The organism is Burkholderia sp. MS389 (assembly GCF_016899425.1).
Classification (GTDB): domain Bacteria; phylum Pseudomonadota; class Gammaproteobacteria; order Burkholderiales; family Burkholderiaceae; genus Burkholderia; species Burkholderia sola.
Genome location: NZ_CP045994.1, coordinates 2068773 through 2083866, shown reverse-complemented (window position 1 = coordinate 2083866; position 15094 = coordinate 2068773). Strand labels below are relative to the sequence as shown.

15 protein-coding genes are annotated in these 15094 nt (G+C 67.0%); 7 read left to right on the top strand and 8 right to left on the bottom strand.

Annotated elements, in window-relative coordinates:
- Nucleotides 1-7 precede the first annotated feature (7 nt).
- The 7 genes from GJG85_RS09575 to GJG85_RS09545 all read right to left on the bottom strand — a co-directional run bounded on the left by GJG85_RS09575 (nt 8) and on the right by GJG85_RS09545 (nt 6915).
- The gene (locus GJG85_RS09575) at nt 8-1063 is read right to left on the bottom strand and encodes a bifunctional UDP-4-keto-pentose/UDP-xylose synthase (protein WP_060733329.1); all 1056 of its coding nucleotides are present in this window, start codon (nt 1061-1063) and stop codon (nt 8-10) included.
- A complete protein-coding gene (locus GJG85_RS09570) occupies nt 1060-2007 on the bottom strand; it encodes a formyltransferase (protein WP_050013234.1) in 948 nt (315 codons plus the stop codon). Before GJG85_RS09570 ends, GJG85_RS09575 begins: the two co-directional genes overlap by 4 nt.
- The gene (locus GJG85_RS09565) at nt 2004-3056 is read right to left on the bottom strand and encodes a glycosyltransferase (RefSeq protein WP_050013233.1); all 1053 of its coding nucleotides are present in this window, start codon (nt 3054-3056) and stop codon (nt 2004-2006) included. The genes GJG85_RS09570 and GJG85_RS09565 overlap by 4 nt, the downstream gene beginning before the upstream one ends.
- 6 nt (nt 3057-3062) lie before the next feature.
- The gene (locus GJG85_RS09560; RefSeq protein WP_050013232.1) at nt 3063-4214 is read right to left on the bottom strand and encodes a DegT/DnrJ/EryC1/StrS aminotransferase family protein; all 1152 of its coding nucleotides are present in this window, start codon (nt 4212-4214) and stop codon (nt 3063-3065) included.
- 140 nt (nt 4215-4354) lie between these two features.
- Nucleotides 4355-4726: an EamA family transporter gene (locus tag GJG85_RS09555; protein ID WP_050013231.1), complete on the bottom strand. Its 372-nt coding sequence runs from the start codon at nt 4724-4726 to the stop codon at nt 4355-4357.
- A 13-nt stretch (nt 4727-4739) separates the two neighbouring features.
- Nucleotides 4740-6416: a glycosyltransferase family 39 protein gene (locus GJG85_RS09550; RefSeq protein WP_089488505.1), complete on the bottom strand. Its 1677-nt coding sequence runs from the start codon at nt 6414-6416 to the stop codon at nt 4740-4742.
- A 124-nt stretch (nt 6417-6540) separates the two neighbouring features.
- On the bottom strand, nt 6541-6915 hold the full coding sequence (locus tag GJG85_RS09545) for an Mth938-like domain-containing protein (RefSeq protein ID WP_012328660.1): 375 nt from the start codon (nt 6913-6915) through the stop codon (nt 6541-6543).
- Nucleotides 6916-7230: 315 nt separating this feature from the next.
- Between GJG85_RS09545 and GJG85_RS09540 the strand changes: the two genes are divergently transcribed.
- The 6 genes from GJG85_RS09540 to GJG85_RS09515 all read left to right on the top strand — a co-directional run bounded on the left by GJG85_RS09540 (nt 7231) and on the right by GJG85_RS09515 (nt 13590).
- Entirely contained in the window at nt 7231-8469 is a 1239-nt protein-coding gene (locus GJG85_RS09540) for a pyridoxal phosphate-dependent aminotransferase (protein WP_050013229.1), read from the top strand.
- A gap of 53 nt (nt 8470-8522) precedes the next feature.
- Complete coding sequence (locus GJG85_RS09535) at nt 8523-9851, top strand: homoserine dehydrogenase (protein WP_089488504.1); 1329 nt, start codon at nt 8523-8525, stop codon at nt 9849-9851.
- 10 nt (nt 9852-9861) lie between these two features.
- Nucleotides 9862-11313 carry a threonine synthase gene (gene thrC / locus GJG85_RS09530; RefSeq protein WP_124554576.1) on the top strand — a complete coding sequence of 484 codons (1452 nt, stop codon included), beginning with the start codon at nt 9862-9864 and terminating at the stop codon, nt 11311-11313.
- A 257-nt stretch (nt 11314-11570) separates the two neighbouring features.
- Nucleotides 11571-12818, top strand: coding sequence for a gephyrin-like molybdotransferase Glp (glp, locus tag GJG85_RS09525; protein ID WP_050013226.1), 1248 nt, complete (start codon nt 11571-11573; stop codon nt 12816-12818).
- An 18-nt stretch (nt 12819-12836) separates the two neighbouring features.
- Nucleotides 12837-13094 (top strand): molybdopterin converting factor subunit 1, encoded by a 258-nt coding sequence (moaD, locus tag GJG85_RS09520; RefSeq protein WP_050013225.1) that lies wholly within the window; start codon nt 12837-12839, stop codon nt 13092-13094.
- A gap of 19 nt (nt 13095-13113) precedes the next feature.
- Complete coding sequence (locus GJG85_RS09515) at nt 13114-13590, top strand: molybdenum cofactor biosynthesis protein MoaE (RefSeq protein WP_050013333.1); 477 nt, start codon at nt 13114-13116, stop codon at nt 13588-13590.
- A gap of 62 nt (nt 13591-13652) precedes the next feature.
- On the opposite strand, the gene GJG85_RS09510 is transcribed toward GJG85_RS09515, so the two are convergent.
- Complete coding sequence (locus tag GJG85_RS09510; RefSeq protein ID WP_089488503.1) at nt 13653-14213, bottom strand: group III truncated hemoglobin; 561 nt, start codon at nt 14211-14213, stop codon at nt 13653-13655.
- A gap of 252 nt (nt 14214-14465) precedes the next feature.
- On the opposite strand from GJG85_RS09510, the gene GJG85_RS09505 reads away from it, so the two are divergent.
- Nucleotides 14466-14984: an Rrf2 family transcriptional regulator gene (locus GJG85_RS09505; RefSeq protein ID WP_050013223.1), complete on the top strand. Its 519-nt coding sequence runs from the start codon at nt 14466-14468 to the stop codon at nt 14982-14984.
- The last annotated feature ends 110 nt before the right edge of the window (nt 14985-15094 follow it).

Sequence of the window (15094 nt, the reverse complement as noted above, 5' to 3'; positions counted from 1 at the left end):
GTCCCGGTCAGCCTTGCTGTTCGACGAGCGCGCGCGCGTCGGCGACGTGGCCGCGATACGCTTCGAAGATGTTGCGCAGCGCGTCGTCGAACGTCGCCTGCGGCGCCCAGCCGAGTTCCTGCATCGTGTTGTCGATCTTCGGTACGCGGTTCTGCACGTCCTGGTAGCCGTTGCCGTAGTAGGCGCCGGACGTCGTTTCGACGAGCTTCACCTGCTTGGCCGAATCCGCGTACTCGGGGAATTCCGCGGCCAGTTCGAGCATCTTGTGCGCGAGTTCGCGAACCGAGAAGTTGTTCTTCGGATTCCCGATGTTGTAGATCTTGCCCGACGCGACGCCGCCCTTGTTGTCGATGATCTTCATCAGCGCGCTGATGCCGTCGCCGATGTCGGTGAACGCGCGCTTCTGCGAGCCGCCGTCGACGAGGCTGATGTTCTCGCCGCGCACGATGTGGCCGAGGAACTGCGTGACCACGCGCGAGCTGCCTTCCTTCGGCGTGTAGATCGAGTCGAGGCCCGGGCCGATCCAGTTGAACGGACGGAACAGCGTGAAGTTCAGGCCCTCCATCCCGTAGCCCCAGATCACGCGGTCCATCAGCTGCTTCGAACACGCGTAGATCCAGCGCGGCTTGTTGATCGGGCCGTAGGTGAGCGCCGACGCGTCCGGGTCGAACTGCTCGTCCGAGCACATGCCGTAGACCTCGGAGGTCGACGGGAACACGAGGTGCTTGCCGTACTTGACGGCCGAGCGCACGATCGGCAGGTTCGCCTCGAAGTCGAGCTCGAACACGCGCAGTGGCTGCTGGACGTAGGTCGCCGGCGTCGCGATCGCGACGAGCGGCAGGATCACGTCGCACTTCTTCACGTGATACTCGACCCACTCCTTGTTGATCGTGATGTCGCCTTCGAAGAAATGCATCCGCTCGTGGTTGACGAGGTCGCCCAGCCGGTCGGTCTGCATGTCCATGCCGAACACTTCCCAATCGGTGGTTTCAAGAATGCGCTTCGACAGGTGATGGCCGATGAAGCCGTTCACACCCAGGATCAGGACTTTTTTTGCTTTCATGAATGACGGGAAGAATGAATGAACTGCGCGAATTCCGCGGGCGTCACGACGGTTTCGCTGCCGTCGCGCTGCTGCCAGAGCTCGAGAATGGATAGGGCGCGGCTGTCGCCGCAGACGCCGAATAGCGCATTATCGCTTACGTGCAGGCCGGGCGGCAAATCCGCCGCGGCGGCCGCTGCCGCGCTGCCGGGCGCTGCAAGGCGCGCACGCGCGATCACGAAGCGCGCGCCGTCGACGTCCGTGAACGCGCCCGGATACGGGGGCGCGACCGCGCGCACCAGGTTGTAGACCTGCGCGGCCGGCTTCGACCAGTCGACGCGGCCGTCCTCGGGCTTGCGCCCGCCGTAGTAGCTGCCGGTCGCGAGATCGTTCGGCAGGTGCGGCGCCTCGCCCGCGAGCAGCGCGGGCAGCACGCGCCACAGCGTCTGCTCGGCGGCCACCGTGACCTTGTCGAACACCTGCGCGGCCGTGTCGTCCGGCAGGATCGGTACCGCCGTCTGGCCGATGATCGCGCCCGCGTCGGGCTTCGCGGCCATCTCGTGCAGCGTCGCGCCGGTCTCGGTCTCGCCGTTCAGCACGGCCCAGTTGGTCGGTACCCGACCCCGGTATTTCGGCAGCAGCGAACCATGCATGTTGTACGCGCCGCGCGGTGCGATCGCAAGCAGGTCCACCGGCAGCATGTGCCGGTAGTAGAACGAGAAGATGAAATCGGGCCGCGCGTCGGACACCGCGCGGCGCAGCGCCGGATCGGTGGGGTCGGCCGGCGTGAGCACCGGAATGCCGTGCTCGGCCGCGACGGACGCGACGCTGCCGAACCAGATGTTCTCGTTCGGATTGTCCTCGTGCGTGACGACCAGCGCGACGTCGACGCCGCGCGCGAGCAGCACCTGCAGGCACCGCACGCCGACGTTGTGATACGCGAAGACGACCGCGCGCGGCTTCATTGCGCGGCTCCCGGGCGGTTCGCGGCGGCCGGCACCGGCGGCATGCCGTCGTGCTGCTCGAGCACGGCCTGGATCAGGTAGCGGGGACGCGCGCGCACCTGCTGGTAGATGCGGCCGACGTATTCGCCGAGCAGGCCGAGCGCGAAGATGATCACGCCGAGCAGGAAGAACGTGATCGCGAACAGCGTGAACACGCCTTGCACTTCCGCGCCGACGATGAAGCGGCGCACGAGCAGCAGCACGAACAGCGCGGCGGAGCCGAGCGACAGGATCACGCCGATGAACGACAGCCACTGCAGCGGCACGACCGAGAAGCCCGTCACGAGGTCGAAGTTCAGCCGGATCAGGCTGTACAGCGAATACTTCGATTCGCCCGCGAAGCGTTCCTCGTGCGCGACTTCGATCTCGGTCGGGTTCTGCGCGAACGTGTACGCGAGCGCGGGGATGAACGTGTTGACTTCGCCGCACACGTTGATCGTGTCGATGATGCGGCGGCTGTACGCGCGCAGCATGCAGCCCTGGTCGGTCATCTTGATGCGCGTGATGCGCTCGCGCAGCCGGTTCATCATCTGCGACGCCTTGCGCCGCCACAGGCTGTCCTGGCGCTGCTTGCGGATCGAGCCGACGTAGTCGTAGCCCTCGCGCATCTTCGCGATCAGCTTGCCGATTTCCTCGGGCGGGTTCTGCAGGTCGGCGTCGAGCGTGATGACGATCTCGCCGCGCGACTGCGCGAAGCCCGCGAGGATCGCCATGTGCTGGCCGTAGTTGCCGTTGAGCAGCACGACGCGCGTCGTGTCGGGCCGGACGTGGAACTGATCGGCGAGCATCGCGGCCGAGCGGTCGCGGCTGCCGTCGTTGATCAGGATCACTTCGTACGACGCGTCGAGTGCGTCGAGCGCCGGATACAGGCGCGCGAACAGCGCGGCGAGGCCGTCTTCCTCGTTGTATACGGGGATGATGACCGATACTTCGGGCCGGTCGGTGTCCAGATGCGCGGCGCCCGGGTGCCCGGCGCCCGAATGCCCGGCGCGTGCTTCAAGGTGACTCATGTACGCTTATTTTCCGTATTGTTCGCAAATCTGATTGACGGCGTCGGCCACGCGACGCACGTCGCCTTCCGTCATCTGCGTAAACAGCGGCAGCGTGACGGTCGACGCGCCGTACCGTTCGGCGTGGGGGAACATGCCCTCCTTGAAACCGCGCGCACGGTACAGCGTGAAAAGATGGATCGCCGGGTAGTGGATGCCGGTGCCGATCCCGCGTTCCTTCATCTGCGCCATGAATTCGGCGCGCGTGATCGTCAGCCGCTCGAGCGGCAGCGTGACCAGGAACATGTGCCAGTTGCCGTTCTCGAATTCGGCGACCGGCAGGCCGAGGCCCAGCTTCACGGCCGCGCCGCCGTCGAACGCGGCGAAATACGCGCGGGCGAGCGCGCGGCGCTGCGCGGTGAAGCGCTCGATGTGCGGCAGCTGGCCGAGGCCGACGCGCGCGGCGACGTCGGTCAGGTTGTACTTGCCGCCGAGCACGTCGCAGTCCATCCCGTCGAAGCCGGTGCGCGTGATGCCCTGCAGCCGGTACTTCTGCGCGAGCACGGCTTCGTCCTCGTCGTTCAGCACGAGCGCGCCGCCTTCGATCGTCGTCAGGTTCTTGTTCGCGTGGAAGCTGAACGACACGATGTCGCCGATCGCGCCGATGCGCTTGCCGTGCCACGTCGAGCCGAACGCCTGCGCGGCATCCTCGATCACGCGCAGTTTGTGCGCGCGGGCGATCGCGTACAGGCGGTCCAGGTCGACCGGCAGGCCGGACAGGAACACGGGGATGATCGCCTTCGTGCGCGGCGTGATCGCCTGCTCGAGCTTGTCGAGGTCGATGTTGCGCGTGACGGGATCGATGTCCGCGAACACGGGCGTCGCGCCGGTTTCGATGATCACGTTGCTGGTCGAGACCCACGACGCCGGCGTCGTGATCACCTCGTCACCGGGGCCGACGCCCGCGATGCGCAGGCCGATCTCGAGCGTGCAGGTGCCCGAATTGAATGCGCGGACCGGACGGCCGCCGCAGTACTCGGACAGCGCGGCTTCGAATTTCTGGCACTGCGGGCCGGTCGTGATCCAGCCCGAGCGGAGCACGTCGACGACGCCCTGGATGGTTTCCTCATCGATCTCGGGGCGGGTGAACGGCAGAAACGGAGCGGTAGTCTGGCTCATGAACGCGTTGGGCCTGTAATGGCGTGTAATAAAAGGGTCGGGCGATCCGTCCGAAACCGGCATTAAACACCGGTTGGCCGATTCGCACCGTGATTTTTTGTAGGCGGACGCTTAACGAACGCCGGGGCCGCGGGCCGCGCTCAACTGCGCGCGAGCACGAGCACGCCGATCAGGATGATGCCGATGCCGACGAACTTCTGGATCGACAGCACCTCGCCGAACAGGTACCACGCCGCGAACGCGTTGACGACGTAGCCGAGCGACAGCATCGGGTACGCGATCGACACGTCGACCCGCGACAGCCCGACGATCCACACGACGACGCTCAGCACGTAGCAGCCGAGCCCGCCAATGATCGGCAACTGGGTAGCGATCTTGAACCCGACCGGGATGATGTTCGCACGGCTGAATTCGAAGTGTCCAACGGCGTTGACGCCGGCTTTCAGCAGAAGTTGCGCACAGGCGTTGAGCATCACGCCGGTGATGATGCAGACGAACGAAACGGGATTCATGCGAAGGACGTCCTTACGATTGCGGTTTCTCGACGATCACGCGGCGGTTGTCGCGCGCGACCACGCGCATCGGCACGCCTTCCTTGGCCAGCGCGTCGTACTGGCCGGGCGGCATGATCGCGAGCGCATGGGTGTCCTGCTTCCAGCGCGTGACCCATTCGCCGACGGTCGGGATCCACTTGTTCGGCTCGACCGAGATCCCGAACGCGAGCTCGTCCTGGCGCTGGACCATGATCGTCGTGTGGCCCATGTAGAACGGGAACGTGTGATCGAGCATTTCGATCGAGTAGAACGGCGTGTCGGGCGGCAGCTTCGCCAGTTCGGCGCGCACGGCCGGCGCGAGCAGCGCGCCCGAGCTGTAGCGGCCGAACTCGTCGTGCCCGGTGCCGCCGATCGTGCCGAACGCGAGCCATGCGGCGCCGAACGCGGCGAGCGCGGCGGCTACGCCCGCGCGGCGGTTCAGCCACGCGGCCGCGAGCGTCAGCGCGGCCGAGACCGCGAGACCGGCGTACAGCCACATCTGGAACGCGCGGTACAGCGCGTTCGGCGTGCGGGCGTCGCCCTGGTACGCGAGGAAGATGATCCCGAACGCCGCGGCGACGAAGAACACGAGATAGCCGAGCAGGTGGCGGCGGAAGCGCTCGGCCGTCATTAGCGGCAGGTACGCGCCGATGATCAGCGCGAGCGCCGGCGCGACCGGCAGCACGTACGAGATCAGCTTCGAATGCGACGCGCTGAAGAACAGGAAGATGAACGCGCTCCAGATCAGCAGCACGAGCATCGGCGAGAAGCCGTTCGGCTGGCGCGGCATGCGCAGCGCATGGCGGATGCTCTGCCACGCGACCGACAGCCACGGCAGGAAGCCGACCAGCAGCACCGGCACGAAGTAGTACAGCGGGCCCGGGCGGTTCTGTTCCGGGGTCAGGTACCGGCGGAACTGCTGGACGACGAAGAAGAAGTTGAAGAATTCGGGGTTGCGCTGCTGGACGAGCACGAACCACGGCGTGACGATCGCGAAGAAGATCACGAGGCCGCTGACCAGATACAGGCGCTTCCACAGCGCCCAGTCGCGCGCGATCGCCGTATACAGCACGAGCACGGCGCCCGGCAGGATCAGCCCGACGAGGCCCTTGGACAGCACCGCGAACGCCATCGCGGCCCAGCACGCCCACATCCAGCCGCGCACTGCGGCCGGGCGCAGCCCGGGCCGCTGCGCGAGCAGCAGCGAGCACAGCGACAGCGCCATCCAGAACGCGAGCCCCATGTCGAGCGCGTTGAAGTGACCCATCAGGTTCCAGTAAGGCGCGCTGGCCAGCACGACGGCCGCGAGGAAGCCCGACAGCGGGTTGAACAGGCGCGCGCCGGTGTAGCCGACGAGCAGTACGCCGGCGAAGCTCGCGACGGCGGTATACAGGCGCGCCTGCCATTCGCCGATGCCGAACCATGCGAACGTCAGCGCGTTCAGCCAGGTTTGCAGCGGCGGCTTCTCGAAGTACTTGTAGCCGTTGTAGCGCGGCGTGATCCAGTCGCCGGTGACGAACATCTCGCGCGCCATTTCCGCATAGCGGCCTTCGTCGCTCGGGATCAGGTGGCGCAGCCCGAGCGGCGCGAACCAGACGATCGCGAACGCGACGAGCAGGAGGACGAGCGTGATGCGATTGAGCGGTAGCCTCGACGGCGTATCGTTCATGGGTTTTCAGCCTGTTGGTTGGTGTGACGGGCCGCCGGCGGGGTGCGCCGGCGGCGGGCGGCCTGGCCGGGGCGATCCGGGGGATCGACCCGCTGCGCCGGCCCGAGTTTTACCGCAACCGGGATTAACGTTCAATTAAGAGCGCGGCGGCGACTTTGCGGCCTTCGGCCATCAGGATGTTGTAGGTGCGGCAGGCGGCCTGGAAATCCATCGTCTCGACGCCGATCCGCTTCGCGGTGAGCGCCGCGACGAGCCGCGGGTGCGGGAAGCGCAGCCGCGCGCCGCTGCCGAAGATCACGAGTTCGGGCGTCGGATCGAGCAGCATCGCGAAATGCTCGGGCGCGAGCGCGTCGAACGACGACACGGGCCAGGCCTGGACCGGCGCGCCGGGCAGCACGATGACGCTCGTTTCATGGCGTTCGAGATTGACGTCGACATAATCGGGGCCGTAGCCGGTGACGGTGTTGAGCGCGCCGCTCGTGTCCTGGTGCAGTTTCAAATCGGTATTCCGCGGTTCCGTAGGGGAATGGGTTGGCCGGGCCGCAAGGGCCCGGCAGGCCGGTTTCGCGCGCCCGGCCACGCGCGGACGCCCGACGGCGCGGGCCCGGCGCGGCTATGGTGCATTGCGAAAGTCGGCCAAAATCCGCTAAATTATAACTTTTTGGTCGCCCGCGGGCGCCACTTGCGTCGTGCGTCGCCACAAGCCGCGTCCGGCCGCCGCTTTTTCCCAGTCTAGACAGCGCGCACAGACCGGCCGCTTTCCAGTTTTGATCCCGTCCCCCGGCCGCAAGGCCAACCCAGGAACCGTGTCGTCGTGAAACCGATTCAGAAGTCGAACAAGCTGCTCAACGTCTGCTACGACATCCGTGGCCCGGTGCTCGAGCACGCGAAGCGCCTCGAGGAAGAAGGCCACCGCATCATCAAGCTGAACATCGGCAACCTCGCGCCGTTCGGTTTCGACGCGCCGGACGAAATCATCCAGGACATGATCCGCAACCTGCCGGCGTCGTCCGGCTATTCGGATTCGAAGGGCGTGTTCTCGGCGCGCAAGGCCGTGATGCACTACACGCAGGAAAAGGGCGTCGTCGGCGTCGGTCTCGACGACATCTACATCGGCAACGGCGCGTCCGAGCTGATCGTGATGGCGACCCAGGCGCTCCTGAACGACGGCGACGAAGTGCTGCTGCCCGCGCCCGACTACCCGCTGTGGACGGCGGCCGTGAGCCTGTCGGGCGGCACGCCCGTGCACTACGTGTGCGACGAGCAGAACGCGTGGATGCCCGATCTCGACGACATCCGCAGCAAGATCACGCCGAACACGAAGGCGATCGTCGTGATCAACCCGAACAACCCGACCGGCGCGCTTTATTCCGACGAATTGCTGCTCGAGCTGCTCGCGATCGCGCGCCAGCACGGGCTGATCGTGTTCGCGGACGAGGTCTACGACAAGATCGTCTACGACGGCCTCGAGCACACGGCGCTCGGCGCGCTGTCGGAGGACGTGATCACCGTCACGTTCAACAGTTTGTCGAAGAGCTATCGGTCGTGCGGCTATCGCGCGGGCTGGATGGCCGTGTCGGGCCTCGGCGGCGACAACCGCCGGCGCGCGAAGGATTACCTCGAAGGGCTCGGCATCCTGTCGTCGATGCGCCTGTGCGCGAACGTGCCCGGCCAGTTCGCGATCCAGACGGCGCTCGGCGGCTACCAGAGCATCAACGAGCTGATCGTGCCGAGCGGGCGCCTGTACAAGCAGCGCGAACTCGCGTATGACATGCTGACGTCGATCCCGGGCGTGACCTGCGTGAAGCCGCAGGCCGCGCTGTACATGTTTCCGCGCCTCGACCCGAAGCTCTACCCGATCCAGAACGACCAGCAGTTCATCCTCGACCTGTTGCTCGAGGAGCGCGTGCTGCTGGTGCAGGGCACGGGTTTCAACTGGGCGACGCCGGACCATTTCCGCGTGGTCTTCCTGCCGAACCTCGACGACCTGACCGATTCGATCAACCGGATCGCACGCTTCCTCGACGGCTACCGCAAGCGCCATTCGGTCTGAGCGGGCAGCGTCTCACGGAACTCACTACTTCTTACTCATCGATCACACGCAGCATGGAACCGATCAAAGTTGGCCTGTTGGGCTTCGGCACCGTCGGCAGCGGCACCTTCACGGTGTTGCACCGCAACCAGGAAGAAATCAAACGACGCGCGGGGCGCGGCATCGAGGTCGCGCGCATTGCCGTGCGCAACCCGGCCAAGGCGCAGGCGGCGCTCGGCGCCCACGCCGGCACCGCGCAGATCACCGACGACTTCAACGCGGTCGTCGACGATCCGTCGATTTCGATCATCGCCGAGATGATCGGCGGCACGGGCATCGCGCGCGAGCTCGTGCTGCGCGCGATCGCGAACGGCAAGCACGTCGTGACGGCAAACAAGGCGCTGCTCGCGGTGCACGGCACCGAGATCTTCGAAGCCGCGCGCGAGAAGGGCGTGATGGTCGCGTTCGAGGCGGCCGTCGCCGGCGGCATCCCGATCATCAAGGCGCTGCGCGAAGGCCTGACCGCGAACCGCATCCAGTACATCGCCGGCATCATCAACGGCACGACGAACTACATCCTGTCCGAAATGCGCGACCGCGGGCTCGACTTCGCGACCGCGCTGAAGGCCGCGCAGGCGCTCGGCTACGCGGAAGCCGATCCGACCTTCGACATCGAGGGCGTCGACGCCGCGCACAAGGCGACGATCATGAGCGCGATCGCGTTCGGCGTGCCGGTGCAGTTCGACCGCGCGTATGTCGAAGGCATCAGCAAGCTCGACGCGACCGACATCCGCTACGCGGAAGAGCTCGGTTACCGGATCAAGCTGCTCGGCATCGCGCGCCGCGCCGCAAACGGCATCGAGCTGCGTGTGCACCCGACGCTGATCCCGGAAAAGCGCTTGCTCGCGAACGTCGAGGGTGCGATGAACGCGGTCGTCGTGCACGGCGACGCAGTCGGCACGACGCTGTACTACGGCAAGGGCGCGGGCGCGGAGCCGACCGCTTCGGCCGTCGTCGCGGATCTCGTCGACGTCACGCGCCTGCATACGGCCGATCCCGAGCATCGTGTGCCGCACCTCGCGTTCCAGCCGGACAGCCTGTCGAACACGCCGATTCTGCCGATCGAGGAAGTGACGAGCGGCTACTACCTGCGCCTGCGCGTCGCCGATCAGACCGGCGTGCTCGCCGCGATCACGCGCATCCTCGCCGAATCGGGCATCTCGATCGACGCGCTGCTGCAGAAGGAATCGGAGCAGATCGACGGCGCGAACGGCGAAACCGACATCATCCTGATCACGCACGAGACGGTCGAGAAGAACGTCAACGCGGCGATCGCGCAAATCGAGAGCCTCGCGACCGTCGTGTCGAAGGTGACGAAGCTGCGCATGGAAGCGCTGAACTGAGGCTGACGACATGAACTACATCTCCACGCGCGGCGCCGGCATCGGCGAGCGCCATACGTTCTCCGACATCCTGCTCGGCGGTCTCGCGAAGGACGGCGGGCTCTACCTGCCGGCCGAGTATCCGAAGGTGTCCGCCGACGAGCTCGCGCGCTGGCGCACGCTGCCGTACGCGGATCTCGCGTTCGAGATCCTGTCGAAGTTCTGCGACGACGTGCCGGCCGACGACCTGCGCGCGATCACGCGCCGCACGTACACGGCTGCCGTGTACAGCAACACGCGCCACGGCGAGAACGCATCCGACATCACGCCGCTGAAGACGCTCGGCACCGAGCACGGCACGGCGCTGTCGCTGCTCGAACTGTCGAACGGCCCGACGCTCGCGTTCAAGGACATGGCGATGCAGCTGCTCGGCAACCTGTTCGAGTACACGCTCGCGAAGCACGGCGAAGCGCTGAACATCCTCGGCGCGACGTCGGGCGATACCGGCAGCGCGGCCGAATACGCGATGCGCGGCAAGGCCGGCGTGCGCGTGTTCATGCTGTCGCCGCACAAGAAGATGAGCGCGTTCCAGACCGCGCAGATGTTCAGCCTGCAGGATCCGAACATCTTCAACCTCGCGGTCGAAGGCGTGTTCGACGACTGCCAGGACATCGTGAAGGCCGTATCGAACGATCACGCATTCAAGGCGCAGCAGAAGATCGGCACCGTCAACTCGATCAACTGGGCGCGCGTCGTCGCGCAGGTCGTGTACTACTTCAAGGGCTATTTCGCGGCGACGCAGTCGAACGACGAGCGCGTGTCGTTCACGGTGCCGTCGGGCAACTTCGGCAACGTCTGCGCGGGCCACATCGCGCGGATGATGGGGCTGCCGATCGCGAAGCTGGTGGTCGCGACCAACGAGAACGACGTGCTCGACGAGTTCTTCCGCACCGGCGCATACCGCGTGCGCAGCGCCGAGCACACCTATCACACGAGCAGCCCGAGCATGGACATCTCGAAGGCCTCGAACTTCGAGCGCTTCGTGTTCGACCTGCTCGGCCGCGATCCGGCCCGCGTGATGCAATTGTTCCGCGACGTCGAGGAGAAGGGCGGCTTCGATCTCGCGGCCAGCGGCGATTTCGCGCGCGTCGCCGAATTCGGTTTCGTGTCGGGCCGCAGCAGCCACGCCGACCGCATCGCGACGATCCGCGACGTGTTCTCGCGCTACGACACGATGATCGATACGCATACGGCCGACGGCGTGAAGGTCGCGCGCGAGCATCTGGAGGCCGGCGTGCCGATGGTCGTGCTCGAGACGGCGCAGCCGATCAAGTTCGGCGAGACGATCCGCGAAGCGCTCGATCGCGAAGCCGAGCGGCCGGCCGCATTCGACGGGCTCGAGGCGCTGCCGCAGCGCTTCGAGGTCGTGAAGGCCGACGCGCAGCAGGTGAAGGACTTCATCGCCGCCCATACGGGCGCATGATGTGCCGCCGGGCGCGAGCCCGGCGTGCAGGCAGGACGGCCGGAATGCCGATTCGTCGAATGGATCGGGGTTCCGGCCGTTTCGTTTGGCCCGCGGGTTGGGTACGCGGACATCGCATGTGGCGCGAAATGCGCGAAACAAGTGTCAGACCTGCGGGTTCGCGCCGATCACAGTCTTCGCATGTTCGCCATATCGCGCGTGCGTACGGCGGCGTCGCTACAATGACGTATTGATTCCAACGATCCCCGATTCCATCGATGTCGAACCCGAATCCCGCGGCGCCGCGCGCGCCGATGCTGTCGACCGCCGAGGCGCTCGCCGCGCTGCTCGATGCCGCGAAGCCGCTGCCCGGCGCCGAAACCGTCGCCACGCTCGACGCGCTCGGCCGCGTGCTGGCGGCCGACGTCAGCTCGCCGCTCGACGTGCCGCCGATGCATACGAGCGCGATGGACGGCTATGCGGTGCGCGTCGCCGACCTGCTGCACGGCGATCGGCGCTTGCCGGTGTCGCAGCGCATTCCGGCCGGGTATCCGGCCGCGCCGCTCGCGGCCGGCACGGCCGCGCGGATCTTCACCGGTGCGACGGTGCCGCCCGGCGCCGACGCCGTCGTGATGCAGGAGCAGACGTCGGCCGACGGCGACGCGGTCGAGATCCTCCACACGCCGAAGGCCGGCGAATGGATCACCGCGCAGGGCGCGGACATTCGTCAGGGTTCGGTGATCCTGTCGGCCGGCACGCGGCTCACGCCGCAGGCGCTCGGCCTCGCCGCATCGGTCGGCTGCGCGCAACTGTCGGTCGCGCGGCGGATTCGCGTGGCGGTGTTCTTCACCGGCGACGAACTGACGATGCCCGGCGAGCCGCTGAAGCCCGGCGCGATCTACAACTCGAATCGCTTCACGCTGCGCGGGCTGCTCGAGCGGCTCGGCTGCCACGTGACCGACTACGGAATCGTGCCCGACTCGCTGGCCGCGACGCGCGACACGCTGCGCGAGGCCGCCCGCGATCACGACGTGATCCTGACGAGCGGCGGCGTGTCGGTCGGCGACGAGGACCACGTGAAGCCGGCCGTCGAGGCCGAAGGGCGGCTCGCGCTGTGGCAGATCGCGATGAAGCCCGGCAAGCCGCTCGCGTACGGCGCGGTGCGCCGTGGCGACGCGCGCGCCGACGCGCACTTCATCGGACTGCCCGGCAACCCCGTCTCGAGCTTCGTCACGTTCCTGCTGTTCGTGCGGCCGTTCCTGCTGCGCCTGTCCGGCGTGCGCGACGTCGCGCCGCGCGCGTTGTCGCTGCGTGCCGATTTTTCGCAGAGCAAGGGCGACCGGCGCAACGAATTCCTGCGTGCGCGCGTCAATGCGGCCGGCGGCCTCGACCTGTTCCCGAACCAGAGCTCGGCCGTGCTCACGTCGACGGTCTGGGGCGACGGCCTGATCGACAATCCGCCGCAGCACGCGATCAGCGCGGGCGAGACCGTGCGTTTCATTCCGTTTTCCGAATTGCTGTCGTAACGCGGCGGCTTCCGAACCATGAAGATTCAGCTTAAATTTTTTGCAAGCGTGCGTGAAGCATTGGGCGTGGCCGACGAAGAAGCCGACGTGCCGGACAGCGTGACGACCGTCGGCGACGTGCGTGCGTGGCTGCGCGTGCGCGGCGGCGCGTGGGCCGACACGCTCGCCGAAGGGCGCGCGTTGCGCATGGCCTGCAACCACGAGATGACCGATCCCGACACGCGGCTCACCGAAGGCTGCGAGGTCGCGTTCTTCCCGCCGGTGACGGGCGGCTGAGCTTTGCATGGGACCGGTGATGGCAACGATACGAATCCAGACCGACGATTTCGACCTGAACGCCGAAGTGGCGGCATTGCGCGCGCGCAACCCGAAGATCGGCGCGCTCGCGTGCTTCGTCGGCACGGTGCGCGACCTGAACGAAGGCGATGCGGTCGCCGCGCTGGAGCTCGAGCACTATCCGGGCATGACCGAGAAGGCGCTCGAGAAGATCGCGGCGGAGGCCGGCCGGCGCTGGCCGGGCATCGACGTCGCGATTGTGCATCGCGTCGGCAGGCTGCTGCCGCTCGACCAGATCGTGATGGTCGCGACGGTCGCGTCGCACCGCGGCGATGCGTTCGCGTCATGCGAGTTCGTGATGGACTATCTGAAGACCGAAGCGCCGTTCTGGAAGAAGGAAACGACGCCGGACGGCGAGCGTTGGGTCGATGCGCGCAGTACCGACGACGCGGCGCTCGCGCGCTGGGGCGTCGAGTCGGGCAATACGCGGCGCTGAGTGCGGCGCGCGGACGATGCGGCGACGTACCGCAGGTGCGGCGTCGTCGCGCGTGACGGGTATTACGCGTCCGGGTCGACGCCGCGCCCGATGATCTTCGTCGGAAACGGCTCGCCGCGAGCGCGCGACGGCAACGCGTGCGGATCGTCGCCCGTGTCGCGACGGCGCGGCGCGACCGCGTCGAGCAGCGCCTGCTGTTCGGGCGGAATCCGGTAGTCCCAGCCGAACCGGCTCAACTGCAGGCTCTGCGCGATCCGCAGCGCGGGCTCCATGAAACGGATCGCCGCGGCCGGCGCGTAACGCGCTTCGACGGTGTTCAGGAACAGCGACAGCCAGCGGCTGAAATGGGCCGGCTCGATGCCGTCGAGCGGCTGGTGCGCCTGCTGCACGTTGCCGCGATAGCCCTTGGTGCCGAGCACGAGGCTCGACCAGAACATCACCATCTTCGGCAGATGATCGTCCCAGCGGCCGGCGAGCTTCGCGTCGAACACGGGCCCGAGCAGCGGATCGGCGCGCACGCGGTCGTAAAACGCGTAGACGAGAGCGCGGATGTTGTCTTCGGTCGGCTCGGCGTCGCGGGGGCGGGCCGGTACGGGTTCGGGCGAGGCAGGCAGGGCAGTCATGACAAAAAGGGCCGGTGGAGCAGGGCAGCGACAGGGCGCCGGCGCAGGCAACGAGCAGGACGCCGGCCGGATTTTGACGCAAAATAGCGTCCTGTAACCCCTGGAAAACGTGCAGATATCACGCATCTTATTGCGCGCACGCGATCCCGGCAACCCGGGGCCGCGCCGCGGGATCCTCGATCGGCCTTGCACGCGTCGCGATCGGCCCGGCTCACGTCGTTGGGGCACGATCGATCTTTTCCGTATTCGCTCATGAGACTCACCGACTACACCGACTATTCGCTGCGCGTGATGCTGTACCTCGCCGTGCGCGGCGAGGGACTCGCGACGATCCAGGAGATCTCGGACGCCTACGGCATCTCGAAGAACCATCTGATGAAAGTCGTCCAGCAGCTCGGCGAGCTGGGCTGGGTCGACACCGTTCGCGGCCGCAACGGCGGGCTGCGGCTGTTCGCCGATTCGCTGCAACTGACGGTCGGCCAGGTCGTGCGGGCGACCGAAAACGACTTCGCGCTGGTCGGCTGCTTTTCGTCGGATGGCGGCGAGTCGCGCGGCTGCGCGATCGAGCCGCAGTGCCGGCTGAAGGGCGTGCTGGCGGCCGCACGCGATGCGTTCTTCGCGGAACTCGATCGTCACACGCTCGGCGAACTGGCCGAGCCCGCGTCGCCGCTCGCGGCGCTGCTCGGCATCCGTCCGGTCGCGCTCGTGCGCGCCGCGCCGACGCCGGACGAAGCGCCGACGGCCGCCGAGCCGTCGTCCAACGCCCACTGACACGCGGGCGCCGCGGGCCCCTGCGTCCATCCGATCACACCGCCGGGCCGTTTTAAGGGTGTCCGGCATTTTTTGCGCTGAATCAACCCGAATTTCGCTTGAAAGCCGCA